Genomic DNA, 25,444 nt, shown 5'->3' on the forward strand with positions numbered 1-25,444 from the left:
CTCACCTCTGGAAGCATGACATGACAACTCGCGCGCCGCTGCTGCGCATCACCATGATACTGGGCGCCCTGCACGCCCTGCTGGGCTGGCTGCTGCTGCCTGCGCTGCCCGTCGGCCTGGCCGGCTGGCTGCTGGGCGGCCTGGTCTTGCTGGCCTCAACCATGCTCATGCCGATGACCATCTTCGCGCGCGCCGTCACCAACGATGCGCGCCTGGCCGACCGCTTGATCTGGGCCGGCTCGCTGTGCATGGGCTTTTTTTCCTCGCTGTTCGTGCTGACCATGCTGCGCGAGCTGCTGATGCTGATTCCCGCCACCCGCCCGCACGCGCAGGCGTCCGCCGTCGCCGTCCTGGCCCTGGCACTGCTGGCCACCGTCGTCGGTTTCATCAACGCGCGCAGGGTGGCGCGCGTGCGCGAGGTCGACGTACCGATTGCCGGCCTGCCGGCCGCCCTGCACGGTTTTAGCATCGTGCAACTGAGCGACATCCATGTGGGCGCCACCATCAAGCGCGCCTACGTGGAGGCCATCGTCGCGCGCGCCAACGGCCTGCAGGCGGACCTCATCGCCATCACGGGCGACGTGGTCGATGGCACGGTGGCGCAACTGGGCAGCCATACGGCGCCGCTGGGTGAGCTGCGCGCGCGCCACGGCGTCTTCCTCGTCACGGGCAACCACGAATACTATTCGGGCGCGACGCCGTGGGTGGCGGAATTTCGCCGCCTGGGCTTGCGCGTGCTGATGAACGAGCACATGCTGCTGGAGCACGACGGCGCGCACCTCGCGCTGGCCGGCGTCACCGATTTCAACGCCGCCGCCTTCGATCCGGCGCAGAAGAGCGACCCGCAAGCGGCCATCGCCGGCGCACCGGCCGATATCCCGCGCATCCTGCTGGCGCACCAGCCGCGCAGCGCGCCCGAGGCCGAAGCGGCCAGCTACGACCTGCAATTGTCGGGCCACACGCACGGCGGCCAGTTCTGGCCGTGGAATCTGTTCGTGCCGCTGCAGCAGCCGTATGTGGCGGGCCTGCACCGGCGCGGCCGCCTGTGGATTTACGTGAGCTGCGGCACCGGCTACTGGGGCCCGCCGAAACGCATCGGCGCGCCGGCCGAGATTACGCGGCTCAGGCTGGTGGCGGCGTAAGCATCACTCATCACTCCGCCCAGCTGGCCATCCACGCCTCGTAACGCGCCACCACGGCCGGCGGATTCAGCCGCGCCATCGCGCCTTCCAGCGGTTCGCTGTCGCTGACCTCGAACAGCAGCACGCAATCGTCGCGCCGCGCGCCCGTGCCGAATACCCCTTCGGCATCGAGCTGCGCCAGCGCCCCGATGCAGGCGTCGAACGCACCGCGGCGGAAGGCGTCGAAATCGACGTCGAACGGCAGCTCGCGGTGCGCCTGCAGCAGCAAACGGTAAGCGCTGTCGAAGTAGGCGCCGCCCTCGTCGAAGGCCCACTCGGCCGGATTCCACAGCATCTCTTCGCCGTATTCCGAGGCGGCCAGCGCTTCGCGGCTATTCACCATGCAGCCTATCGTCATGGCGCTGTCGTCGCTGACCAGCGCGAACGCGTCGATGTGCTGGTCCGGATGCGCACGCCGTACGCCATCAAAAGCCCGGCGCGCGGCGTGCGCCACCAGGGTTTGCAGCAGCGTGAAATCAAATATGGCCGGGTCGATGGTGCTTTCGCGCGCCAGCGTGTAGCCGTCGGCCAGGGCGGCACGGCAATGGGCCAGCCAGGCGGCGTGCGCTTCGGCCTCGCTGGCGTAGTCGTTGCGCGTCTCCTCGCCCCAGGTCATGGCACCGCCGGCGGCCGTCCACACGGTCGTGCCAAACACACGCGCTTCCCGGAAACGGTCCGCTTGATCGCCGTCAAAGGTGTAAAACAGGCTGTAATTGCTGGACATTCTGACTTTCTCGCTCATTAATCGGGGCGTATCTGCGCGGCGAAATCGCGCTGGCGGAACTGCTCCAGTAAAAAATCGACGAAGACGCGCGTCTTCGCGGGCAGCAGCTTCTTGCTGGGATAGTACACGGACAGGGGGCCGGAATCGGCACACCAGCCGGGCAGCAAGCGAATCAACGCTCCGCTGCGCAAGTGGGCCAGCGCGTGCGGCATGGGCAGCAGCGCCACGCCGACCCCCATGACGGCCGCCTGCGCCATCGCGTCCGGGTCGTCGAAGATGGCGCGCGGGCGGGATTCGGCCACGCCTTCGCCTCCCTGCCCGTCGCACAGTATCCAGCTGCGCAATCTGCCGCTGCCGGCCGAGCGGCGTGCCACCCCGTCGAAGTGCGCCAGATCCGACGGGTGCATGGGCATGCGTTTCCCCTGCATGAAGGCGGGCGACGCCGTGGCGACGATGTGGGCGTGGCCCAGTTCGCGCGCCACCACGCCCGGCGTCAGTTCGATGCCGCCGCCGATGGCGACATCGAACCCTTCGCCGATCAAGTCCACTTGCCGGTTGTCGAAATGGCAGTCGGGGATGACGCCAGGATAGCGGGCGATGAACTCGCCCAGCAGGGGCACCACGTAGCTGCGCCCGAACGATGGCGCCATGCTGATTTTCAGCACGCCGCCCGGCTGACCACCCTCTTCGGCCACGCCGGCGATCGCTTCGCGCAAAGTGGACAGAGCGCCGCCGATCTGCTGCAGGAAACGTTCGCCCCCTTCCGTCAGGGTCAGGCGGCGCGTGCTGCGCTGGAACAGCCGCAGCCCCAGGCTCGCTTCCAGCCGCGCCACGTTCTTGCTGACGGCCGCCGGCGTCAGCCCCAGGCGGCGCGCGGCCGCCGAAAAGCTGCCCAGCTCGGCAGACAGCACAAACGATTGCAAGTGATTGAGGGCGTCCATGCGCCTATTCTACCCGCTCATTTGATACTGATGGTTGAAAGTGATTGTAGCGATTTATGGCTAGCGCGCAGGCAATGGAAAGCAGATACTGGCTTCCTCGACTCCTCACACAGAAAGCCCATCATGCAAACCCAAGCCACCACCAGCACCTCTTTGCCACTGCAAGACAAGATCGCGTTTGTCACGGGCGGCTCGCGCGGCATCGGCGCGGCCATCGTTCGGCGCCTTGCCAGCCAGGGCGCCAACGTCGTCTTCACGTATCAAAGCTCGGCCGCCGAAGCGCAGGCGCTGGCCGCCACGGTGGAAGCGGCCGGCGGCAAGGCGCTGGGCGTGAAAGCCGATGCGGCCGACGTCACCGCCCTGACAGCCGCCATAGCCAAGGTGGCGGCGCAGTTTGGCCGCATCGATATCCTCGTCAACAACGCGGGCGTGTTCCTGGCCGGCGCCATCGATGATTTTTCGCTGGCAGATTTCGACAAGACGATTGCCGTCAACGTGCGCGCCGTGTTCGTCGCCATCAAGGCGGCCGTGGCGCACATGCAGGCGGGCGGGCGCATCATCAATATCGGCAGCACGAATGCGCACCGCATGCCGTTCGGCGGCGCGGCCGCCTACGCCATGAGCAAATCGGCGCTGATCGGCCTGACGCAAGGCCTGTCGCGCGACCTGGGCCCGCGCGGCATCACCATCAACAATGTGGAACCTGGCCCAGTCGCCACCGACATGAACCCGCCGACGGGCGACTTCGCCGACCTGATGCACGGCCTGATGGCGCTGCCCCGCCACGGCACGGCCGATGAAATCGCCGGCATGGTGGCTTACCTGGCCAGCGCGGAAGCGGCGTTCGTCACGGGCGCCGGGCTGAAGATCGATGGTGGTTTTGCGGCGTAAAAAAAGGGGTCAGACCCTTTGGGTCTGACCCCAGCCTCCGCTTCAGGGCTTACACCGCCTTGCGCCGCCGTCCCCGCCACCACACCAGCAAGCCCAGCAGCACCAGCACGCCAACGATGATGCCCGCGCGTGCCAGGCCGATCAGGTTCGACGGCACGCCGCCATTGCGCAGGGTCGTCACCTGTTCCGCCGTCACCTTGACAGCGGGATTGCCGTACATCTTCTGCACGTAATTACCGAGGGTGACGATCTGCTCGTCCGACAGGGTCTGGCGGAAGGCGGGCATCAGATGTCCCGCAGTATGATTACCCTTGCCGTCCTGCCGCTCCACCCCATCGAGTATCGCCATCACCAGGTTGTTGCTGTTGCTGCGGCCCGTCACCGAGTTATGGAACAGCGGCGGCAAGGAGCCGTCGAAACTGCCCTCGCCCCTGGCCTGGTGGCAGCTGGCGCACTGCGCATCGTACAGCTGCGCACCTGACATCTGGTTCAGGTTTTGCGGCAGCGGCACGCCGCGGATGCTACTCAACTCGTCGACCGCCTGGCCCCATTGCGTCACCGCTTTCGTATCCGCCTTGTCGCGGATGGCAGGCACGCTCTTGACGTAGTGCGCGATGGCGTTCAAGTCCGCGTCGCTCAGGTGCTTCAGGCTATGGTCGATGGCTTCGGCCATGGGACCTGCAGCCTGGCCCCGATGCGCGGCACGGCCCGTGCGCAGGTAGCTGGCCAGCTCCTGCTGGCTCCAGCCCCCCACGCCGCTGTTGACGTCCGAGGTGATGTTCGGCGCGTACCACGTGCCCAGGTCGGCGCCGCCCAGCTCTTTCGACAGTTGCTCGGCCATCAGCGCATTGCGTGGCGTGTGGCAGGTGGTGCAATGGGCCAGCCCTTGCGCCAGGTAGGCGCCGCGGTTCCACTCCATGCTCTTGGCCGCATCGGTCACGAACGGTTTTTTATCGAGGAAGAGCATATTCCAGAGCGCCATCGACAGGCGGATGTTGAACGGGAACGGCAAGTCCGTCTGTGTTGCCGGCGCCGTGTCCACCGCCGTCACGCCATGCATGAAGTAGGCGTACAGGGAGGCCGTGTCGTCATCCGTTACCTTGGCATAGGCCGTGTAGGGCATGGCCGGATACAGGTGCGCGCCGTCGGCCCGCACGCCGTGGCGCACGGCGTCGGAGAACTGCGCCAGCGTGTAGTTGCCGATGCCATGCGTTGTCGATGGCGTGATGTTGGTGGCGATGATGGCGCCCAGCGGCGTGGCCAGCGCCAGGCCGCCCGCCATCGGTTTACCGCCCGGCACGCTGTGGCAGGCGATGCAGTCGCCCGCCGTCGCCAGGTAGCGGCCACGTTCGATCGCCTGCACGTCCGCGCCAGGAGCTTGCTCCGCCAGCACGGGCAAGGCCAGGGCCAGCAAGGCGGCACCGGCCGCCATTTTGAAGGTCGCCATCATGCTGTCGCTCCCTGTTCGTCGAGGATATGCTTGACGGTGCGCAAGGCCACGGCCAGGCCGTTTTCCGTCGAATTGCAGGTGCCGGACGTGGGCAGCACGCCCGTGCTGCACAGGAACAGGTTGGCGTGATCGAAGGTGCGGCCCCACTGGTCGCACACGGCCTTGGCCGGATCGGAACCCATCGACAGGGTGCCGCAGATGTGCTGGTTGTTGGCAAACACGCCTTCCTTGCTGTGGCGCAGATTGGTGCCGCCCATCAGCTTGGCGATGTGCTCGAAGTCCTGCTTCGAGCGCTCGTGGCCGCGCTTGGTGTACTCGTCGATCGCATAATGCGCCTGCGGCTTGGGGATACCCATGGCGTCTTTCTCGCTGCTGAGGGCAATGCGGTTTTCCGGGTTCGGCAGCACTTCCAGCACGTTTTTCAGGCTCATTTCGCGCGCCGAACGGAAACGCAGCTGCTGTTCGAATTCGGAGCCAAAGACGCCCTTGCCGATCAACTCCCTGGTGGCGCCATCGACTCTTGAAATGTTCGTGAAGTCCAGGCGGTACGGCGAATGCCGGCTGCGGAAATCGCCGTCGCGCATGGTGTTGATGGAATTGGGGCTTTGCGGGCCCCGGCCCAGCCACAGGTCTTCATCGGCATCGAAGGTGATCGAGGTGCTCGGGTGGTCCATCAGGTTGCGGCCCACCATGTCGCTGCTGTTGGCCAGGCCGTTCGGGTATTTGTCCGAGGCGGAAACGAGCAGCAAACGGGGGCTTTCGATGCCGTTGGCGGCCAGGATGAAGGTCTTGGCCGTGACCCGGTGGCTGTTCTTGTCGACGTCGTAGTACAGCGCGGCCGTGATGCGGCCCTGCGCGTCGTGTTCCAGCTTGTAGACGTTGGCATTGCACAGGATCTTGACGCCCGCTTCTTCCGCCTGCTGCGCGGCGATGCCGCCATGGTATTGTGCATCGATGGGGCAGATAGGCTGGCAGCTGTTGTTGCCGCAGCAGGCCGGGCGGCCATCGTAGCTGACGCTGTTGCGCGCCACCGTGTTGCCGACGACCTTGAACGACGGGTCGAGGCGCTCGCGGATGCGGCGCATCGCGTACGGTTCCGTCACGGGCTCCATCGGGAATGGCTGCTTGCGCGGCGAACCCGTGTTGTCGGCCCCGGAAACGCCCATGATGTCTTCCGCCTCCTGGTAGAACGGCTCCAGGTCTTCATAGCTGATGGGCCAGTCGACGCCCACGCCGTACAGCGTATGGATGCGGAAGTCGTTCGGCACGTTGCGCCATGCTTGCGCGGCCCAGTGCCACGAAGTACCGCCGAACTGGCGGATGTATTCGGCCGGGTACGGATACGGGCCGGCCTGCACCAGGTGGCCGTTATCCTTCGGCTGGTAGATCGGGTGCGGCGCCGTGGCCACCGACGGATACGGCGACATCCAGTCGCTGCGGCGCGTCGTGTTGCGAAAACGGGCGACGATTTCGCCGCGCGACACGCGCGGGCCCGCTTCCAGGATCAGCACCGAGGTACCCGCCAGCGCCAGCTTGCGCGCGGCCAGGGAGCCGATGATGCCGGAGCCGATCACGAGGTAATCGGCGGAGAGTTCTTCAGCCATGATGGCTCCTTAAATTGGTTTTCTGGCCCAGCTGCCGTAGGCGCCGTAGGAATACGTGGGGGGCTTGAGCACGTCGGCCACGACGGCGGCGTTCAAGGCCTGCTCGTAGGCGACGCAGACGGCCGCCTCACCCGTGCCGACGATGCCCAGGTACCAGGCGCTGGCGATCTGGCGCGGCAAGGCCGCCAGCGGCGACTGCGCCGGGTCGAGCGCATCGAGCGCTTCCTGCAGGCCGGCAGCTTGCAAGCCCTGCGCATTGATCAATGTCAGCAGCGCGCGCACCTTGGCGGGAAAGGCCGCGTCCTGCGCCACCAGCGCGTCATACAGACGTCGGGCCAGCACGGGGTCGAGCACCGGGCGCCCGACCAGCATGGCCGACACGCCCAGGAAGGCGCCCTGCTCCGCATTGGCAACCGGCTCGGCCAGCGCCCAGGGAATCAGCGCCGCGGCCGAAGCCGACAGCAAGCCGGCCAGCACCATGCGGCGGCCAGGATTGAAAGGGCCGCGGCCCTCCTTATTGTGTGTAGCGTCCAATTGATGCTCCCGTGAGTTCAGCAACCGTTCAGAAAGAATGCTTGAGACCGACCATCACCACCGTCTGGCCACCGTTCGACGATGGTGTGCCGTTTTGCGAATCGCCGACCGAGGCGACGGCATCGACGATGGCGCCGCCCTGGCCCAGGGTCTGGCCGCGCGCCAGCTGGCGCGCTTCGATCAGGTAGATCGCCGTGCGCTTCGACAGCGCGTAATTCTGTTCGAACGACAGCTGGCGGTAGCGCGCGCGGTCCGACACACCGTTGGCGCGGCTGGCGAAAGTATCGCTGTAGCCGGCGGACAGGAACCACTGCGGCGTCAGCTGGTAGCTCGAGATCAGGCCGGCCGTGTTGAAGATGGCCGTGTCGCGGAAGGCCGAGCGGCTGCCCGCCTGGTACTGCACGTTGCTGGCATTGGCGCCCACCATCCACTTGCCCATGGTGTAGCGCGCGCTGGCGGCGATGAATGCTATGCTTTCCGCCGAGGCGTAGCCCTTGTTGATGGCCGAGATGCCGAAGCTGCCAGATGCGTTGTCGCTCCAGCCGGCGCCATTCTGTCCATTTTTCAGTTTCAGGTAGCCGAGCGCGAATTCGGCCGGCGAGGTGCTGTACTTGACGGCGGCGCTGAAGCTGCTGCCCACGGCATTGCCGTCGGCCGCTTCGCCGAAGCCGTATTGCGCGCTCGCTTGCAGGCCGCGCCAGGCGGGCATGCTGTAGGTGACGGAATTGCTGATGCGCACGGTCGTATCGAGGCCGTCGATATCGCCAGGGTGAGCTCCGGTGGCGCCCGTCAAAACGTTGCTCGATGCCAGGGAGCCAACCAGCAGGTAGTAAGGCGTATACTGCCGCCCGGCCGTCAGGGTGCCGTAGGCGTTCGATTGCAGGCCCACGTAAGCCTGGCGGTTGAACAGGGAGCTGGCCGAACTTTGCGCGCCCGTATCGCTTTCAAAGCCGTTTTCCAGCAGGAACAGCGCCTTCAGGTCACCGCCCAGGTCTTCCACGCCCTGGAAACCGATCTTGCTGGCGGACAAGCTGCCGCTGCGCATGTAAGTGTTCGAATTGCCGCCCTGGTTGCTCGCGTAGGCGGTAGCCGCATCGACCACGCCGTAAATGGTGACATTGCTTTGGGCGCAAACGTTTGCGCCGACGAGCGCGGAGACGGCCAGCGCCGCAGCGCGCATGCATGGTGTGTTCATTTTTTCCTGACTTTCCTGTTTTGTTGTACGCCAGACAAGCATTGCCGCCGCGATGGCGCAATACCGGCTGTGGCGCCGCGTTGCCGCCCCATCCAGCGAACGGGAATCCGCTGTTCTTCTTGATCTGGATCAAGTGGGGCAAATTATACGCTTATTTACTAACATGTAAGTAATTGACTATAGGGCGTAGTCTTATAGCAAAACTGACAGACGCGCGGGCACAAGCCCGGCAGGATGCGGCAATGCGTGGAACGGGCATGGCAAAAGCAGCGGCGGCGCGTGTCGAAAAACACGCGCCCGATGAATGCTCAGGCAAGGAGAAGTTTGGGGTTCAGCGCAGGATGGCGGGCGCCACCGGCAGGGTTTCGAGGGCAATGAAGGCTTCCAGGGTACGCCGCATGTCTTCGAACACTTGCTTGCCGTACGCCGCTTCGAGGTGTTCATATTGCAAGTCAATTAACTTGCCCATTTGCATTAGCAAGCTGGCGCCCGCTTCCGACAGGTGCACCTTGCGGCGGCGCTGGTCGCCTTCGAACTTGCTGCGCCCGATCAAGCCGATTTCTTCCATGCGCGCCAGGATGCCGCTCATGCTGGGACTGGATATCTGGCAGATATTGCACAGCTCGCGCGGTTCCAGGGTGGGGCTTTCGTTCAGCGCGCGCATGATGCGCCACTGCTGCTCCGTCACGCCGAAGTGATTGAGGATGGGGCGGAAATGCTGGAGCAGGCTGTCGCGGGCCTTCAGCAGCAGTTGCGGCATGTTCGGATAACGGATCGGTAGCTGCAAGCGGAACTCCTGGGTGGCCGGCAAATGAGCGTCATTATACGGCCCGCCCAGTGCAAACGGCAGGCCCGCAACGATGTATTTTTCGCTACGTCCGCCCTACCCCACGCCCTTCTCCCTCCTCCTGCGCGTGCCGCTGCACGGACCACAGCACGCCCGCCGTCAGCAAGAGCATCGCCGCCCATTCCAGGGGGCGCGGCATGCGCTGCGCGTAGACGAAGCCGTACAGCAGCGCGAACAGGGTCTCCGACAGGATCAGCTGACCCGACAGGGTGACAGGCACCAGACGCGACGCCAGGTTCCACAGGTAGTTGCCAACTACGGAAGCGCCCAGCGCCAGCAGCAGGCACACCAGCCAGTACCGGTGCCAGTCGCGCGCCGGCGCGTCATCGGCACCACTTGCCTGCTGCAGCGCCAGCGCCACGGCCCCAACGACCAGGGCGATGACGCCGCTGGCCAGGCCATACAGCATGGCCCATTCCACCGAACTGAAATGCGCGTGGCGCTTGAGGAAGCGGGCATTATCGAGCGCATACCAGCTCCAGCAGGCGAGCGCGCCGATGGCGCACAGCACGCCGGCCAGCTTGTGCGCCAGGCTGGCACCGTTTGCACCACCGGCATGGCTGAAAATATCGCAATTGATGCAGGCGATGCCCAGCGCTACCACCAGCAGCGGCAAGGCCAGTTGGCGCAGGGGCAGCGCGCCATGGTCCTTGCGGCCAAAAATCGTCACGCTCAGGGGCAGCAGGCCAATGATCAGCGAAGTGGCCGCCACGCCCGCCAGCTTGACGCCATACGCCAGCAGCAGGTAATACACGACATTGCCGGCCAGCGCCTGGCGCAGCATGGCCAGCCAGTCGCTGCGCCGCAAGCGCCGCAGCAGGGGCAGGAGGCGCGGCAGCATCAGGCCGGCCGCCAGCGCGCCATAGCAGACGTAGCGGCCCACCATCAGCTCGAGCGGAGAAAAATCCGGCAGCAAGACCGGCACAATGAAAACGGCGCCCCAGAAGGCGCCGGCCAGCAAACCACATACGATTCCACGCCACATGCAGCCACACCCGCGTCATTATTTCAAGGACGCCAGTATAGGGTATGCGGCACAGCGCGCAGTGTCCCGTCGTCAGCCCTTCGCCATGCGTTGCTCGGGAATGAAGTGTTCGCGCACAGCCTTGGCCAGCAAGTCCGGCGGCAGCAAACCCTGGCCCAGCAAGAAGTTATTGAAGGCCAGGCGGTCGAATTTCTCGCCCAGCGCCAGCTCCGTTTCCGCGCGCAGCTGCAGGATGCGCGTGTAGCCATAGAAGTAGCTGCCCGCCTGGCCCGGCATGTTGAAGGTGTAGCGGTCCAGCTCCTGGCGCGCCATCGCCTTCGACAGCATCACTTCATCCGTCAGGATGCGGCCCGCCTCTTCGCGCGTGACCTGCCCCAGGTTCAGCATCGGGTCGAGCATGGCGCGCGCCGCGCGCAGCATGCGGAACTGCAGCGCGATGAACTGGCCTTCGGCCGGTTCGTACGGGATCATCTCCGCTTCCGCGTACAGCGCCCAGCCTTCCACGTTGACGCTGTTGAACGCGTACAGGCTGCGCGCCTGCGACACGCCCCGCTCCACCATGGCGCTGAACTGCAGCTCGTGGCCGGGACGGCCTTCGTGCGCGCTCAGGGTCCATGCGGCGCCCGCGAAATTGAAATCGTCATACGCCTCGCCCTTGCCGCTGGCGGCCGGATTGCTGACGGGGAGGACGAACTGGCCGTGCTCTCCCGTATTGCCGATCAGCGGAGGCGGACGCATATGCGGCGCCGGCTGGGCCGCCGATTCGGCGGCGGACGCCAGGCGCATGGTCATGGCGCGCGCAGGGATATCGACCACGCGCTGCCGGGCGATGCGTTCTTCGAGCTGCGTATTGACGCCCTTGTAGTGCGCCTCGAGCTGCTCGTTGGGGATGGAATCGCTTTTCAGCGCGCGCAGCACCTGGCGATAATCAATGCCATCGACACCCTTGAGCGACATTTTCGCCGCCACCACGGGCGCCAGCGCCTGCATGGCGGCGCGCGTTTCCAGGTAGGCCACCTGCGCCCGTTCGACCAGCGCACGCGGCTCGATGTCGATGCCCACCTGTTTCAGGCGGAACGCATACAGCTCGGGCGCCATGCGGAAATCCGTGCGCGACAGGGGCAGCACCACCTGCTTTTCCCACGCCGCATACGCGTTCAACTGCTGCTCCATGGCCGCCAGCGCAGGTTCGGCGCCCGTGATTTTCATGTCGGCAAACAGCTTGCGTATGCCGGCGACATACGTGGGCACGTTTTCCAGCGACTGCTCCACCTGCAGGCGCACGGGTCCCGCCAGGCCAGGCTTGCCGATTTTTTCCGTGAAGCGCGCCTTGGCCTGCTGCGTGATCGGCGTGCTGCCCGGATACTGGCCCACGTAGCGCTGCAGGCGCTCGAGCGCCTTGGCGCGGCGCGCGGCCGGGCGCTGTTCCTGCAGCAGGCTTTGCATGCTGCCGAAGACCATTTGCGGTACATCGACCCACGGCAAGGTGTACTTGGCGTCCAGCTGGGCACCCATGATTTCCTGGTCGACGGCCTGCGTCAGGATCTGCAGATCCTGGCGGACGCGTTCATCTTTTTCTACCGTCAGCTTTTGCTGCAATTGCGCGCGCGCCTGCCGCATGGCCGCCACCTGGCGTTCGACAATATTGGGTCCCAGGTCGGCGGCCAGGCCGTCGTACTGCGCCAGGCCCGTGTCGGAAGCGTTTTCGGGCGAGAACTGCGCCTGCGCCGCCAGCACGATGGCCGCATTGCGGTTGCTGGCCTCGACCCAGGCCGATGCAGCGCTGGCAGTTGCAGGGGCGGCGGCCATGGCGGCCATGGCGGGCATGGCCAGCGCGGCTGCAAGCGCGGCGGCGAGCACGGTCTTGCACAATTGCGGAGTGACGGACATCGGGGTTTCCTTCCTGGCAGAATCGGCGAACAAAACGGCGAACGAAGCGGCCAGTATCGGCGAGCGCCAGGGGACTGTCAATCGGGCGGGGACAGGCCGCACAGGGCGGCCCGTCCCGCTCCTGTCAGTACCCCAAGCCGTAGCCGAACTTGTACAGCGGATGGGCCGTGTCATACGGCACGTCCGATTTCTGCGCCTGCACTTCGGCCATCGACGAGGGCAGTTCGAACGGCAATTTGCCTTGCGGCTTGGCCTTGCCCGTCAGGACATCGAACAGCGCGCCGTCGCTGACGCCAAAGTTGGCGAGGATGGCGCTGGCCTTGTCCTGCACGTTGCCGAGGATGGCCGGACGGTCCAGATACACCGTCACCACCGTCTTCGGCGCATATTTCGCCGCGTTCTTGATCGCCTCGTAGTCGGCGTCGCCATCGACATAGTTCAGGCGGCCCTCGTGCTGCATGCTGCCGAAGATGTAGTTCGGGTGCAGGGTTTCATACGGCGCGGCCACGCGCAGCAGGGCCACGTCCGCTTCCTGTGGCGTGGCCACCACCGTGTAGCCATACTTTTGCGCCACGGCCGCATCGATGCCATACAAATAGACCTTCTTGACACTGGCCGCCAGCGGCAAGACCTTGTCCTTGTTTTCCAGCAGGACCAGCGAGCGGCGCTGGGCCTCCAGGCCTGCTTCGACAAAGTCCGCCTTGCCAACCGTGGCCGCCGCCTTCGCCGCATCGACAAACGGATGCTCGAACAGGCCCTGCTTGAATTTCTGGATCAGGATGCGCCGCGCCGACGCGTTGATGCGCGCTTCCGTCAGCTGGCCCCGCTGCACGGCCTGCGTCAGATACGGCGCTTCCGTCACGCCGCCAAACTGGTCCATCCCCGCCGTGACAGCTTTGACGTAACGCTCCGCCTTGGTGGCGTCTTCCATGCCCCACGGCGTGCCGAAGCCGATGAAGGAAGGCGCCACGCCCGGCGCCGTGCCGTTGCGGCAATTGGCGTCGCAGTCGGAGGTGATGCCCCAGTCGGACAGGATCACGCCTTCAAAACCGTATTTGCCGCGCAGCAAATCCGTCAGCATGGTCTTGCTGAAGCCGGCCGCCACTTGTTCCAGGGTGATGCCATCGATGGTGATATTGCCGTCCGGCAAAGCGTAGGTGGGCATGACGGAGGCCGCCTTGGCCGTGAAGGCGCCCTCGAACGGTTTCACGTGGTAGGCGAAGTTGTTGCCCGGGTAGGTCATGTAGCGGCCATAGTAATTGTGGCCGTCGAAGCCCTCTTTCGTGGCGCCGTAGCCGACCCAGTGCTTGACGACAGCCACCACGCTGCCGTCATGCAAACCCGTATTGCCATCCTGGAAGCCCTCGATATAGTGCTGCACCATGCGCTTGGCCAGGTCGGCGTCTTCGCCAAAGGTGCCGTTGATGCGCGACCAGCGCGGCTCGGTGGCCAGATCGGCTTGCGGCGACAGGGCTTGCGTGATGCCGACGGCCAGGTATTCCTGGCGCGCGATGTCGCCGAAGCGGCGCACCAGCGCATCGTCGCCGATGGCGGCCAAGCCCAGGGTTTCAGGCCACTGCGAAAAGCCGGAGGTAGCCGCGCTGGCGCCCACCGTGTACTGGAAATGGTGGCGCGGGTCCGTGCTGATGGACACGGGAATGCCGTGGCGCGACGTTTCGCTGATTGCCTGCACCTTGTTGTACTGCGCCGCCATGTTGGCCGTGTCGCCCGCCATGCGCGTAATAAACGTGTTGACGTACTGCTTGACGATCAAGTCCTGCAGAGCCGTCAAGTCATACGCGCCGCCCAGGCCGATGCCGGAAGGGTCGGCCACGGTGGGTGCCGTGCCGTGCATCATCAGGCCCGCTTTTTCATCAAGGCTCATGCGCGCCAGCAGGTCGTCGGCGCGCGCCTCGGCTGGCAGGCGCCAGTCTTCGTACGGATCGATCTTGCCGTTGCGGTTCATATCCTTGAACGCATAGCCGTCGACTTTCAACTGGGTGTAAGTGGTGGCGCCGAACACGGGCTGCGTGTATCCCTCGCTGCCGGTGTCGTTGCCGCAGGCGGCCAGGGCAAGCGTGGCGACGCAGCCGGCGACCATGCGGGCCATCGGTTTCATAGTGCAATTCATCATTATCTCCAAGACTGTTTTTGTAGGTATCAAGGCGCGGCGGCAAGGCCGGCCGAAAACAATATAGCGTGAGAATGCGTGAGTTTCTTGACCGCACAGCACGCGTTTTATACCCGCGAGAACAATTTTTGGTTAGACGGCACGACAAGCAACAATCTCCTACAAAGTGCTAACATTTGTGAAAAATTACTACAACAAGCAGAATACGCAGAATAAGCAGGAGGCACCCTTGCACAAACCCGATACGCGCACGGTTTCGAACCGCATCGCGCAGCAATGCGCGCGCGCCATGCAGGCCGATGGACACGACCCCGCCGACTTTTTCCGCCACACGGGCATCACGCCGGCGCAGCTCACGGAACCTGGCGGGCGCATCAACGCCGAGCGGCACCGCCGCATGACGGCCTACGCCCAGCAATTGCCACAGCACCGCGGCCTGCTTGATCTCGACGTGACGCACTGGTTCGCGCATTACTCGGGCATCGCCCACGTCTGCTTCAACCGCCCCACCCTGCGCAGCGCGCTGCACGAGCTGCTGCACTTGCGGGGCCTGATCGGCGAATTCGACTTCATGCTGATGAGCGAGAATGGCACGCGCATCGAGATCGAATACCTGTCCGAGTTCTGCCAGCTGGGGGGCGCCATGCAGGCGCTGGCCAATTTCCGCATGCTGTCGCTGGTCGCGCGCGCCTACGACGAAGGCACGGCCACCGCCTTCCACGCCAGCTTCCGGGGCAAGGCGCCGTGGTTCGCGCCCGCCATTGCCGAGTGCTTCGGCGCCGCCGCCACCTTCGGCCAGGCGCGCAACACGCTGACATTTGACGCGCCGGCGCTGGACCGGCCCTTTGCCCAGTTCAACGCCATGCTGGCGCCGCACGCGCTGCGGCACGCGCAGGGACAATTGCAGCAGTTGCAGGGCGCGCAGCTGTTTTCGGCCCGCGTGGAGCAAGCCATCATCGATTTGCTGGGCCGGCAAGGTGCGGGGGACGCCGACGGCGCCTCGCTGCTGCCGGCCCTGTGCGACGGCCTGGCGATGAACCGCTGGACCTTGCAGCGCCAGCTGCAGCAGGAGCAGACCTCGTTCCGCGCGCTGGAATTGCGCGCCAAGAGCCGCGAATCGCGCCGCCTGCTGCGCGAAACGAACCTGAGCGTGGTGGAAATTGGCGAGCGCCTGGGCTTTTCCTCGCAAAGCGCGTTTACCCGCTTTTTCAAGAACCAGTTCGAACTGCCGCCAGCGCGCTACCGGCAGGATGCGGCTGGAGTTTAACAAGTCCGAAACCCAGGCTCCCCGGGCCAAGCGAGCCTGAAAAATGCCGAGGGCAAGGCGCAGCGACGCAGACAGTACGCCAGTACGGCAAGGAAGCTGCAACGCCGCCATCGGCATTTTCTCAGGCCCGCGTCCCCGGCCCGCTGTTTTCAAGCCTTCTGTGGCCGTATTCTGAACCAGATCGCATACATCGCCGGCAGAAACACCAGGGTCAGCACCGTGCCGGCAAACGTACCGCCGATCAAGGTGTAGGCCAGCGTTCCCCAGAAGACCGAATGGGTCAGCGGAATGAAGGCCAGGATGGCCGCCAGGGCGGTAAGGATCACCGGCCTGGCGCGCTGCACGGTCGCTTCGACGACGGCATCGAAAGGCGCCAGCCCGGCCGCCTCGTTATGGTGGATCTGGCCGATCAGGATCAGCGTGTTGCGCATCAAAATGCCCGACAGTGCGATCAGGCCGACCAGCGCATTGATGCCGAACGGCTGCTGGAACAGGATCAGGGTGGGCACGACGCCGATCAAGCCCAGTGGACTGGTCAGGAAGACCATGACCATGGCCGAAATCGAGCGCACCTGCAGAATGATCATCAGCAGGGTCAACGCCAGCATGATGGGGAACAGGGGCAGCATGGCCTGCGTCGCCTTCGCCGATTCCTCGATCGAGCCGGCCTGCTCGATGCGGTAGCCGCCTGGCAGCGTATCGATGATGGAGCGCAGCTGCGCCGTGATGGCGCCCGACACGTCGGGCGGCTGCATGCCGTCGGCGATGTCGCCACGCACGGTGATCGTCGGCTGGCGATCTCTCCGGCGCAGCACCGGTTCTTCCCAGCGTACCTCCACGGCCCCCACCTGCGACAGCGCGATGCGCTCGCCGTTGGCGCCAGCCAAGGTCAGGTCGGCGATACGGGCCGGGTCCAGGCGCATGTCGCCAGCCGCGCGCGCCACCACCTGCACCGTGCGGATATCTTCACGCACGGCGGTGACGGGTACGCCGCTGAGCAGGAACTGCAGCTGCTGCGCCACGGCGCCTGAGCTCAGCCCCATGGCTTGCAAGCGGTCCTGTTGCAGGCTGAAATGCAGGGTGGGCGTGCGCGTGCCCCAGTCGGTATTGACGGTGCGCATCATGGGACTGGCCTGCATCACGCGCTGCACCTGGCCGGCGATGGTGCGCAGCACCTCGGGGTCCGGGCCGCTGACGCGGTAGGCGACGGGAAACGGCGAATACGGGCCGAACACCAGTTGCGTGACCCGCACGCGCGCCTCCGGCGCCAGGCCGGCGGCTACGGCCACGCGCAAACGCCGCTTGAGGGTGTCGCGCGCTTGCTGGCTGTCGGTGCGCACGACGATCTTGGCAAACGAAGGATCGGGCAATTCCGGTCCCATCGCCAGGTAAAAGCGCGGTGCGCCCTGGCCGACATAGGCCGTGACGATCTTCGCCTCGGGCTGGCGCGCCAGCCAGGCTTCCACTTTCGCCGCCGCGCCGCTGGTCTGCCCGATCGCGCTGCCGTAAGGCAGTTGCACTTCGATCAGCACTTCAGGACGGTCGGAGATGGGGAAAAACTGCTTCTTGACGACGGCCATGCCCAGCACGGCCAGCACGAACAGGCCGATCACGGTGGCGAACACCAGCCATTTGCTGGCGATCACGCGTCCCAGCAGGCGGCGAAAGCGGTGGTAGCGCGGCGTGTCGTACAAGGCATCATGGCCGCCGGCGACCTTTTTCAGCTCGGGCAGGAGCTTCACGCCCAGGTAAGGTGTAAACAACACAGCCACCACCCACGAGGCGATCAGGGCGATGCCGACGATCCAGAACATATTGCTGGTGTACTCGCCGGCGCTGGAGCGGGCAAAGCCGGTGGGCATGAAGCCGACGGCCGTGACCAGGGTGCCCGCCAGCATGGGCGCGGCCGTATGGCTCCAGGCATAGGCGGAAGCGGCAATGCGGCTGTAGCCCTCTTCCATCTTGACCACCATCATCTCGATGGCGATGATGGCGTCGTCCACCAGCAGGCCCAGGCCCAGGATCAGGGAACCGAGGGTGATGCGATCGAAATTCTTGCCTGTCGCGGCCATCACGATGAACACGACGGCAAGGGTCAGCGGCACGGCGGCGGCAACGACGATGCCGACGCGCCAGCCCATGCTGACAAAACATACCAGCATCACCACCAGCAGCGCGGCGAGGAACTTGAGCATGAATTCATCCACGGCCGCGCCGATATTGACTGCCTGGTCGGTGACCCTGGTCAGGCTCATACCCAGCGGCATTTCAGTGCCGATGGCCGTCACTTCCCGCTCCAGCGCCTTACCCAGGTCCAGGCCATTCCAGCCATCGCGCATGACCACGCCCAGCAGCAACGCCGGCTCGCCGCCATTGCGCACCATGAAGCTGGCCGGGTCCTCGTGGCCGCGACGTACGGTGGCGATATCGGACAGGGCCAAGGTGCGGCCCTGCGCCACCACCGGCGTGTCGCGGATCTTTTGCAGCGCGTCGAGCGCGCCGTCGAGGCGGATGAACACTTGCGGCCCCCGCGTCTGCACCGAACCGGCTGGCGTGAGCGCATTCTGGCCATGCAGCGCCGCAAACACGTCCTGCGCCCTGATGCCCAGGGTGGCCAGGCGCTCCTGGGAAAACTCGACATAGATGCGTTCGGCCTGCTCGCCGATGATATTGACCTTCTTCACGCCCGGCACGTGCAGCAGGCGCTGACGCAAGGTTTCAGCCTCGCGCACCAGCAGGCGCTGCGGCTCGCCCCGCGCCTTGAGCGCAAACAAGGCAAAGGTGACGTCCGCGTATTCGTCGTTGATCATGGGGCCGATGACGCCGGACGGCAGGTTGGCCGCCTCGTCGCCCGCCTTCTTGCGCGCCTGGTAAAACTCGGCCTGCACCTGGTCGGGCGGCGTGCTGTCGAGCAGGGTAAGGGTAGTGAACGCCAGGCCGGGCGTGGTATAGGTTTCGGCGCGCTCGTACCAGCGCAGCTCCTGCAGGCGCTTTTCGATCTTTTCGGCCACCTGGTCCTGCATTTCGCGCGCGCTGGCGCCTGGCCAGGCGGTGACGATGGTCATCACCTTGACCGTGAAGGCCGGGTCTTCCGCCCGTCCCAGCTTGAAGAAGGACAACAGGCCGGCCAGCGATATCAGGCAGATCAGGAACAGCGTGACGGAACGCTCGCGCACGGCCAGCGCCGACAGGTTGAAGCCCCCGCTCATGGCCGCGCTCCCGCGCCCGCTTGCTCAAGTGCGACCTGCTCGCCGTCGCGCAGCAGGTGGGCGCCCAGCGCGACGATGCGTTCGCCGCTTTTGAGCTGGCCGCTGACGTCGGCGCCATCATCGTGCAGGCGGCGCACCTTGACGGGCCGCCAGGCCAGCCGCGCCGGCTCGCCCTGGATCAGCCACACGCCCGGCCCCTTGCCCCCGTCGTGCAGGGCCGCGAGCGGTACCCGTACGGCATCGCCGGCATCGGCGCTACCGGCAATGCGCACCGTGACGGTGGCGCCCAGCGGCGCGCCCGACAGCGCTGCATCGAGCACATAGCGCGCCTCGAAGGTGCGCGTTTGCCGGTCCGCGTTCTGCGACAACTGCCGCAGCGTGGCCGGCACGCTGGCGCCCGGCCTGCCAAACAGCGTGGCCTGGGCGGTCGAACCAAGCGCCGGGCGCAAGGTTTCCGGCAGCTGGATCGCCGCTTCGCGCCGCCCGTCATGGGCCAGACGCACCGCCGGCTGGCCGGCAGCGAGCACCTGGCCCGGTTCGGCCAGCGTATCGGTCACGATGCCATCGGCATCGGCCAGCAGCACCGCGTAGCGCAGCGCATTGCGCGCCACTTCGGCCTGGGCTTCGGCTGCCTTGAGCTGGGCCGCAGCGGCGTCGGCCAGCGCCCTGACCTGGTCGTAGGCTGATGCCGAGATGGCGCCGGTGCCGCGCAAGTCGCGGTAACGGGCTTCCTCGTCGGCCGTCTGGCGCGCGCGGGCGCGCTCGGCCGTGACCGCGTCCTGGCGTGCCTGGGCCAGCAGTTGCAAGTCCTGCGCATCGAGGCGCATCAAGGCCTGGCCCCGCCGCACGGCCTGGCCGGCATCGACCAGGCGCTCCTGCACCTTGCCGGCGACCCGAAAACCCAGTTCGCTTTGCACGCGTGGCGCGACCACGCCGGTAAAGCTGCGCGCACCCGACTCGGCACCCTGCACCGTGACGGCGCGCACCAGCGGCATGGCGGTACGCGGATCGGCTTGCGCCTTCTCGCCGCAGGCGGTCAGGCCCAGGGACAAGGCCAGGGGCAAGGCGGAGATGACAGCAGATGAGGCAAGACGGCGCCAGCGCATAAGAATCCCATGAACGAATTGAACAGGGTTCTCATTTTGGTACTAGTGACCAAATAAGTCAACAGTCACAAACCGGCGTTGTGACTAGGGTGACAAGCTGCGCAACACCAGGCTGGACAATTGTGCCGGCGCCGTCTCGCTCGTCTCCAGGCTGTGCTGCAGCAGCAAGGGATTGATGTAGGGGCGCATCACCAGGTAGATCGCGCTGGCTGTTTCGTCGAGCGGCGTCTTGCGCTCGAAGTCACCAGTCTTGCGGCCCTGCTGCAAGATATCCTGCAGCAAGGCGCCCATGGCCAGCTCATAGGCCTGCACCGTCGGCCAGCGCCCGGTGGCGGCCGAGGCGGCGATGTCGTACAGCTTGCGGTCCTGGAAGAACAGCCGCAGGCTGGCCTCGACGCTGGCCTTGAACATGCGCCGCAGCTTCTCTGGCGGCTGGGCGGCGGCATCCACCGCCGCCCTGACCTCGGTTTCGATCTGGCGCAGGCAGTTGCCGCAGATATGCTCGCCGATGGCTTGCTTGGACTCGAAGAACTTGTAGATATACGCCTTGGAAAAGCCGATGGCCTTGGCCAGGTCGGACACGGTGGTCTTTTCGTAGCCATACAGGCTGAAATATTCGGTGGCGGCGACGACGATCTGCTCGCGCACGTCGTGGCCGGCCGGGCCGCGCGCGGGCGACGGCATTGTTGGATGCAGTGTGGTGTGGTTCATGGCAACAGCTTAACGCGCCACGCCAAAATGTACAATCAGTGACCAAAATGTATTATAGTCACAAATCATTCCCTTTTTGACGAACAGGACGATCCCCATGCCCATCCCGCCCCTTCTGCGCCTCCCCCTCCTGCTGCTTGCAGCCGGCCTGGCCGCCGGCTGCACCGCCGGTGCCGATTACCAGCGGCCCGCACTGCCGCAAGCGGCGCAGTATCTGCACCAGTCGGCAGTCGGCTTGCGCCAGGACGCCGATGCAGCCGATCTGCGGCAGTGGTGGACGGCGTTTGGCGATCCGCACCTGACCCGCCTGGTGACGCTGGCACTGGCGCAAAACCTCGACCTGGCGCAGGCGGCGGCCAGGGTGCGGCAGGCGCGCGCAGCGCTGGGCGCGGCCGACGCCGCCTTGCTGCCTTCCGCCAATCTCGATGGCCAGACCGCGCGCGCCTATCAATCGGTGCAAACGCCGCTGGGCAAGGTGCTCAATGCCGCGCCGGGATTTGCGCGCGCCGGCAGCGCGCATGAAGTCAACCTGGAAGCGTCGTGGGAAATCGACCTGTTCGGAGGCCTGCGCCGCGAACGCGAAGCGGCGCGCGCCGACTACGAGGCAACGGCAGCGGGATGGGCGGCGGCGCGGCTGGCCGTGGCGGCGCAGACGGCCGACTTGTACCTGACCATCCAGGGCCTGCAAACGCGGCGCGATCTGGCACGCAGGCAGGTCGACACCCAGGCGGCGGCGCTGGACATCGCGGCGCTGTTGTATGGCAAGGGGCTGGTGAACGAGCCGGCGCTGCGGCAGGCCGAGGCGGCACTGGCGCAGGCGCGCGCGGCCATGCCGGGCCTGGAAACGGCGCGCGACGTGGCACTGCATGCGCTCGACGTGATGCTGGGCGCGGTGCCCGGCACCCATGGCCACGAACTGCCCGCCAGCGGCATCATCGCGGTCGCGCCGCGCATCACGGCCGGCGGTACGCCAGGCGACCTGCTGCGGCGCCGGCCCGACCTGATCGTGGCCGAGCGGCGCCTGGCCGCGGCGAGCGCGCGCACCGGCGCGCAAGTGGCCGAGTATTATCCCAAACTGAGCCTGGGCGCCCTGCTCGGCAGCACCACCGCCGGCGGCTCCCTGTTTGCCAGCGGCTCCGGCCAGGCCGCGGGCGTACTCGGCATGCGCTGGCGCCTGTTCGATTTCGGCCGCATCGCTGCACAGATCGACGCCGCCCGGGGCCAGGAAGCCGAGTTGCTGGCGGCTTACCGGCTGGCCGTGCTGCATGCCACGGAAGACGTGGAGAATGCCTGTTCGGCACTGCTCGGATACGAACAGCAGGCAGGCCTGCAGGCGCAAAGCGTCGAAGCGCTGGAGCGCGCGCGCGCCGCTGCGCTGGCGGCCTTCCACAAGGGCGTGGTCGGCCGCCACGATGTGCTGCAGGCCGACGCCCAGCTGTTGCGGGCCGAGGATGCGCGCGCGCAGGCGCAAACGGCGGCCGCGCGCGCGGCGGTCGCCACCTACAAGGCGCTGGGCGGCGGCTGGCAGGCACCGGCGCCTGTGGCCCTTGCTGCGCGGTAAAGCCGGGACAGCGCTCAGAAAAAGTGGCGCACGCCCGCCATCACGCCATTCTGCGTGCGCCCCGCGCCCACGGTGCCGCCCGCGTCCAGCGCCACGGCAGCCGCGCCATCGTTATCCATGCGGCCGATGGCGCTGTAGACGGCCGTGCGTTTGGATAAATGATACGTCAGGCGCGCGGTGGCCAGGGTGGCATCGTTCGGGCTGTGCTTCACGGCCAGCCTGGCGAGCTGTCCATCGAGGACCAGCGTGGGAGCGACCGGCCAGGCCGCGCCCACATACAGCAGCTGCGAATCAACTGGCCCCGTGGCGGCGCGGATGCTGCGCTCGATGATGCCGCCGCCGATTTTCAGCTTATCAACCATGGCATAGGCGCTGGCGATCACGCGGCGGTCGAAGTTGCGGCTCGACGTGAGGCCGTTGGCCGCGCCCGCGTTGCCGTACATGATGTCGTACGACGCCGTGGCGCCATAGCGGCCCGTGTCGTAGCCCAGCAAGGCGGTGATCTGGCGGCAAGCCTTGGCATTGCCCGCCACTTCGCCCGCGCAGCCCGTGGCCGCCGGCCCGCCCGCCGCCGAGGCGTCGCGCCCCAGGCTGTAGGTGGCGCCCACGGTCACGTTGGAAAACGTGCCCAGGTAGCCGATGGCGTTGTCGCTGCGCGCATTCGGCAGGTACAGATCGAGGCTGCTGATGGAAAACAGGGCCGGGCCCATGATGTCGGACTTTTGCGTGGCCCAGAACGACATATTCATTTGCCGTCCCAGCATCACGCTGCCATAACGCCCCTTCAAGCCCACGTACGACTGGCGGCCGAACAGTCTCCCGCCCTGCCCCGCGATGCCCGTGTCGACGCCGAAGCCCGATTCCAGCGCAAAGATCGCCTGCAAGCCGCCGCCCAGGTCTTCCACGCCCTTGAAACCGAAGCGCGACGGCAGTGAACCCGTCAAGGTGGGCACTTTGACCATGCTGTCGCCGGCCGCATTGACATTGCTTGTGTAAGCCACGGAGCTGTCGAGCACTCCGTACAGGGTGACGCCGCTTTGCGCGTAAGCGCCTGTGGTCACGCTGCAGGCGCACGCGCCCAGCAGCGCCAGCGCAGTCAGCTTGCGTGTGGCGTTGATTTTTCTCATGCTTGTCTCCGTTTATGGTGGTTTTTATTCTGCGTCTGGCTGTGCATCCGGGTGCGCGTGCTGGAACGCCGGCAGCGCCTCGCAGTGCGCGACGATGCGCAGGATCGTGGGATACAAAGCCAGGTCGCACTGGAAGCGCCGCGCGTTATACACCTGCGGCACCAGGCAGCAATCGGCCAGGGTCGGCGTGTCCCCATGGCAGAACATGCCCGTATGTGCGCTGCTCGTCAGCTGCGCTTCCAGCGCGGCCAGCCCCAGGTGCGTCCAGTGCTGGTACCACGCGTTCTTCTGCTCCTGCGACAGGTCCAGGGGTCCCGTCAGGTAATTGAGGACGCGCAGGTTGTTCAGCGGGTGGATGTCGCAGGCGCAGACCATGGCCAGCTGGCGCACGCGGGCGCGCCCCAGGGCGTCGGCCGGCAGCAGTTTTTGCCCCGTCTGCGTCTCGTCCAGGTATTCGATGATGGCCAAGGATTGCGTCAGCACGGCGCCGCCGTCCTCCAGCACGGGCAGCAGGTGCTGCGGGTTCAGGCTGGAAAACGCGGGCGTGAACTGCTCGCCGCCATGGCGGCTCAGATGCACATAGGCCGTGTCGGCGTGCAGCTGCTTCAGGTTCAGCGCGATGCGCACGCGGTAGGATGCGGAGCTGCGGTAATAGCCATGCAGTTTCATACGGTGCTCTCTTTCAAGGTAGCGGGAACGGCGCTGGCGGCAGTCCGGGTGCGCATCAAACGCCCCATGGCCAGCAAGGCCAGGGACGCCAGCACGGCCGGAATGGCCAGCAGGAAGAAGATGGTTTCGTTATCGAGTTTTAAGGTCAGCATCAGGCCGCCGGCCATGGAACCGAGCACGGAACCGCTGCGTCCCACGGCGGCCGCCCAGCTGACACCCGTGGCGCGGCTCGACGTGGGATAGAAGGCGGCGGCCAGCGCATTGGCGCCCACTTGCGAGCCGCTCACGCCGAAACCCACGCCGAACACGGCCAGCACCAGCACAGCCAGGCTGCTGCCCGACAGGGCCACGACGACGATGCAGCCGGCGGCGGCCAGGTAGGCGATGCTCAGCACTTTATGCGGGCTGTGGCGGTCCATCCAGCGCCCCAGCATGATGGCGCCGACGGTGCCGCCCACCTGGAACATCATCGTCACCAGCGAGGCGTTCGACAGGGACAGGCCATTGCCACTCAACAGGGTCGGCATCCAGCTCGACAGCAGATAGATGATCAATAGACTCATGAAAAACGTGGACCACAGCAGCAAGGTGCCGCCAATCACGCCCGGGCGGAACAATTCGGCCATGGGCGAGCCGGCGAGTTTTTTATCGCTGACGACGAGGCGCGGCAAGGCGGCCAGGGTGGGCGCAATGCGGCGCACGATGTTCAGCACCTGGTTGCCGTCGCGGCCTTTCAGCACCAGCCAGCGCAGCGATTCGGGCAGCGCCAGCAGCAGCACGGGCACCAGCAGCAGCGGCAAGGCGCCGCCAAGCATCAGCACGCCGCGCCAGCCGATCAGGTGCAGCAGCTGCGCCGAGGCCAGGCCGCCCAGCGCGGAACCGATGGTAAAGCCGCAGAACATCATGGTCACCAGGCCGGAACGGCGCTGCTGCGGGCAGTATTCGGACGTCATGGTCACGGAAGTGGGCATGGCGCCGCCCAGGCCCAGCCCCGTCAAAAAGCGCAGCACCAGCAGCATCGTCAGATCCGTCGACCAGGCCGACAGCAGGCTGGCCGCGCCGAAAAACGCCACGGAAACGATCAGCACGGGACGCCGGCCGTAGCGGTCCGCCAGGGGGCCGAACAGGAACGAGCCGGCCATCAGGCCAAACAGTCCGGCGCCGAACAGGGGCGCCAGCGCGGCGGGCGTCAAGCCCCATTCGGCGCGGATGGCGGGCGCGATGAAGCCGATCGAGGCCGTGTCGAAGCCGTCGATGGCGACGATCAAAAAGCATAGCCAGAGGATCAGCTTCTGGTAGCGGGAAAACGGGTGGCTGTCGAGGAAGTGCTGGACGTCGGTGCCGGCGTGGGTAGTCATGGTCTTGTCTCCGTTGTTATTGTTCGCTGGGGCTGCGCGATCTGTGCCGCGCTGGCCCGATGG

Annotated in this window: 20 protein-coding genes; 4 read left to right on the forward strand and 16 right to left on the reverse strand. The window is 66.1% G+C overall.

Annotated features, from left to right (window positions below):
- Positions 1 to 20: 20 nt before the first annotated feature.
- Positions 21 to 1,142 (forward strand): metallophosphoesterase, encoded by a 1,122-nt coding sequence (locus tag O0882_RS09965; RefSeq protein ID WP_289947502.1) that lies wholly within the window; start codon positions 21 to 23, stop codon positions 1,140 to 1,142.
- A 10-nt stretch (positions 1,143 to 1,152) separates the two neighbouring features.
- Here the strand turns inward: O0882_RS09965 and O0882_RS09970 are convergent, their stop codons facing one another.
- Complete coding sequence (locus tag O0882_RS09970; RefSeq protein ID WP_289947503.1) at positions 1,153 to 1,905, reverse strand: DUF4303 domain-containing protein; 753 nt, start codon at positions 1,903 to 1,905, stop codon at positions 1,153 to 1,155.
- 17 nt (positions 1,906 to 1,922) lie between these two features.
- Positions 1,923 to 2,846: a LysR family transcriptional regulator gene (locus tag O0882_RS09975; protein WP_289947504.1), complete on the reverse strand. Its 924-nt coding sequence runs from the start codon at positions 2,844 to 2,846 to the stop codon at positions 1,923 to 1,925.
- Positions 2,847 to 2,969: 123 nt separating this feature from the next.
- Here O0882_RS09975 and O0882_RS09980 point away from each other — a divergent pair, with 123 nt between their 5' ends.
- Positions 2,970 to 3,737, forward strand: a complete 768-nt coding sequence (locus tag O0882_RS09980; RefSeq protein ID WP_289947507.1) for an SDR family oxidoreductase — start codon at positions 2,970 to 2,972, stop codon at positions 3,735 to 3,737.
- A gap of 49 nt (positions 3,738 to 3,786) precedes the next feature.
- Here O0882_RS09980 and O0882_RS09985 read toward each other — a convergent pair whose 3' ends face one another.
- The 8 genes from O0882_RS09985 to O0882_RS10020 all read right to left on the reverse strand — a co-directional run bounded on the left by O0882_RS09985 (position 3,787) and on the right by O0882_RS10020 (position 14,361).
- Positions 3,787 to 5,187 carry a c-type cytochrome gene (locus O0882_RS09985; protein ID WP_289947510.1) on the reverse strand — a complete coding sequence of 467 codons (1,401 nt, stop codon included), beginning with the start codon at positions 5,185 to 5,187 and terminating at the stop codon, positions 3,787 to 3,789.
- Entirely contained in the window at positions 5,184 to 6,791 is a 1,608-nt protein-coding gene (locus O0882_RS09990) for a GMC family oxidoreductase (protein ID WP_289947512.1), read from the reverse strand. Before O0882_RS09990 ends, O0882_RS09985 begins: the two co-directional genes overlap by 4 nt.
- 9 nt (positions 6,792 to 6,800) lie before the next feature.
- Positions 6,801 to 7,325, reverse strand: coding sequence for a sugar dehydrogenase complex small subunit (locus O0882_RS09995; RefSeq protein WP_289947513.1), 525 nt, complete (start codon positions 7,323 to 7,325; stop codon positions 6,801 to 6,803).
- Positions 7,326 to 7,353: 28 nt separating this feature from the next.
- Entirely contained in the window at positions 7,354 to 8,520 is a 1,167-nt protein-coding gene (locus O0882_RS10000; RefSeq protein WP_289947516.1) for a porin, read from the reverse strand.
- 331 nt (positions 8,521 to 8,851) lie between these two features.
- A complete protein-coding gene (gene hpaR, locus O0882_RS10005; protein WP_289947518.1) occupies positions 8,852 to 9,307 on the reverse strand; it encodes a homoprotocatechuate degradation operon regulator HpaR in 456 nt (151 codons plus the stop codon).
- 85 nt (positions 9,308 to 9,392) lie between these two features.
- Positions 9,393 to 10,352, reverse strand: coding sequence for a DMT family transporter (locus tag O0882_RS10010; protein ID WP_289947520.1), 960 nt, complete (start codon positions 10,350 to 10,352; stop codon positions 9,393 to 9,395).
- A 72-nt stretch (positions 10,353 to 10,424) separates the two neighbouring features.
- On the reverse strand, positions 10,425 to 12,242 hold the full coding sequence (locus tag O0882_RS10015; RefSeq protein WP_289947521.1) for a DUF885 domain-containing protein: 1,818 nt from the start codon (positions 12,240 to 12,242) through the stop codon (positions 10,425 to 10,427).
- 124 nt (positions 12,243 to 12,366) lie between these two features.
- The gene (locus O0882_RS10020) at positions 12,367 to 14,361 is read right to left on the reverse strand and encodes a glycoside hydrolase family 3 N-terminal domain-containing protein (RefSeq protein WP_289947522.1); all 1,995 of its coding nucleotides are present in this window, start codon (positions 14,359 to 14,361) and stop codon (positions 12,367 to 12,369) included.
- 241 nt (positions 14,362 to 14,602) lie between these two features.
- Between O0882_RS10020 and O0882_RS10025 the strand changes: the two genes are divergently transcribed.
- A complete protein-coding gene (locus tag O0882_RS10025; RefSeq protein ID WP_289947523.1) occupies positions 14,603 to 15,640 on the forward strand; it encodes an AraC family transcriptional regulator in 1,038 nt (345 codons plus the stop codon).
- A 149-nt stretch (positions 15,641 to 15,789) separates the two neighbouring features.
- Here the strand turns inward: O0882_RS10025 and O0882_RS10030 are convergent, their stop codons facing one another.
- The 3 genes from O0882_RS10030 to O0882_RS10040 form a co-directional block, all read right to left on the reverse strand.
- Positions 15,790 to 18,849 (reverse strand): efflux RND transporter permease subunit, encoded by a 3,060-nt coding sequence (locus O0882_RS10030; RefSeq protein WP_289947524.1) that lies wholly within the window; start codon positions 18,847 to 18,849, stop codon positions 15,790 to 15,792.
- On the reverse strand, positions 18,846 to 19,955 hold the full coding sequence (locus tag O0882_RS10035; RefSeq protein ID WP_289947526.1) for an efflux RND transporter periplasmic adaptor subunit: 1,110 nt from the start codon (positions 19,953 to 19,955) through the stop codon (positions 18,846 to 18,848). Before O0882_RS10035 ends, O0882_RS10030 begins: the two co-directional genes overlap by 4 nt.
- Positions 19,956 to 20,039: 84 nt before the next feature.
- Positions 20,040 to 20,666, reverse strand: coding sequence for a TetR/AcrR family transcriptional regulator (locus tag O0882_RS10040; RefSeq protein WP_071077079.1), 627 nt, complete (start codon positions 20,664 to 20,666; stop codon positions 20,040 to 20,042).
- A gap of 97 nt (positions 20,667 to 20,763) precedes the next feature.
- Here O0882_RS10040 and O0882_RS10045 point away from each other — a divergent pair, with 97 nt between their 5' ends.
- Complete coding sequence (locus O0882_RS10045) at positions 20,764 to 22,227, forward strand: efflux transporter outer membrane subunit (protein WP_289947530.1); 1,464 nt, start codon at positions 20,764 to 20,766, stop codon at positions 22,225 to 22,227.
- 14 nt (positions 22,228 to 22,241) lie between these two features.
- Here O0882_RS10045 and O0882_RS10050 read toward each other — a convergent pair whose 3' ends face one another.
- From O0882_RS10050 to O0882_RS10060, 3 genes are read right to left on the reverse strand one after another with little or no spacing between them, the layout of a single operon-like run.
- Entirely contained in the window at positions 22,242 to 23,354 is a 1,113-nt protein-coding gene (locus tag O0882_RS10050) for a porin (RefSeq protein WP_289947532.1), read from the reverse strand.
- A 24-nt stretch (positions 23,355 to 23,378) separates the two neighbouring features.
- Positions 23,379 to 24,023, reverse strand: coding sequence for a maleylacetoacetate isomerase (gene maiA, locus O0882_RS10055; protein WP_289947533.1), 645 nt, complete (start codon positions 24,021 to 24,023; stop codon positions 23,379 to 23,381).
- Entirely contained in the window at positions 24,020 to 25,381 is a 1,362-nt protein-coding gene (locus tag O0882_RS10060) for an aromatic acid/H+ symport family MFS transporter (protein ID WP_289947535.1), read from the reverse strand. The genes maiA and O0882_RS10060 overlap by 4 nt, the downstream gene beginning before the upstream one ends.
- Positions 25,382 to 25,444: the final 63 nt, after the last annotated feature.

It is taken from the genome of Janthinobacterium sp. SUN073 (genome assembly GCF_030397665.1).
Lineage (GTDB): Bacteria > Pseudomonadota > Gammaproteobacteria > Burkholderiales > Burkholderiaceae_D > Janthinobacterium.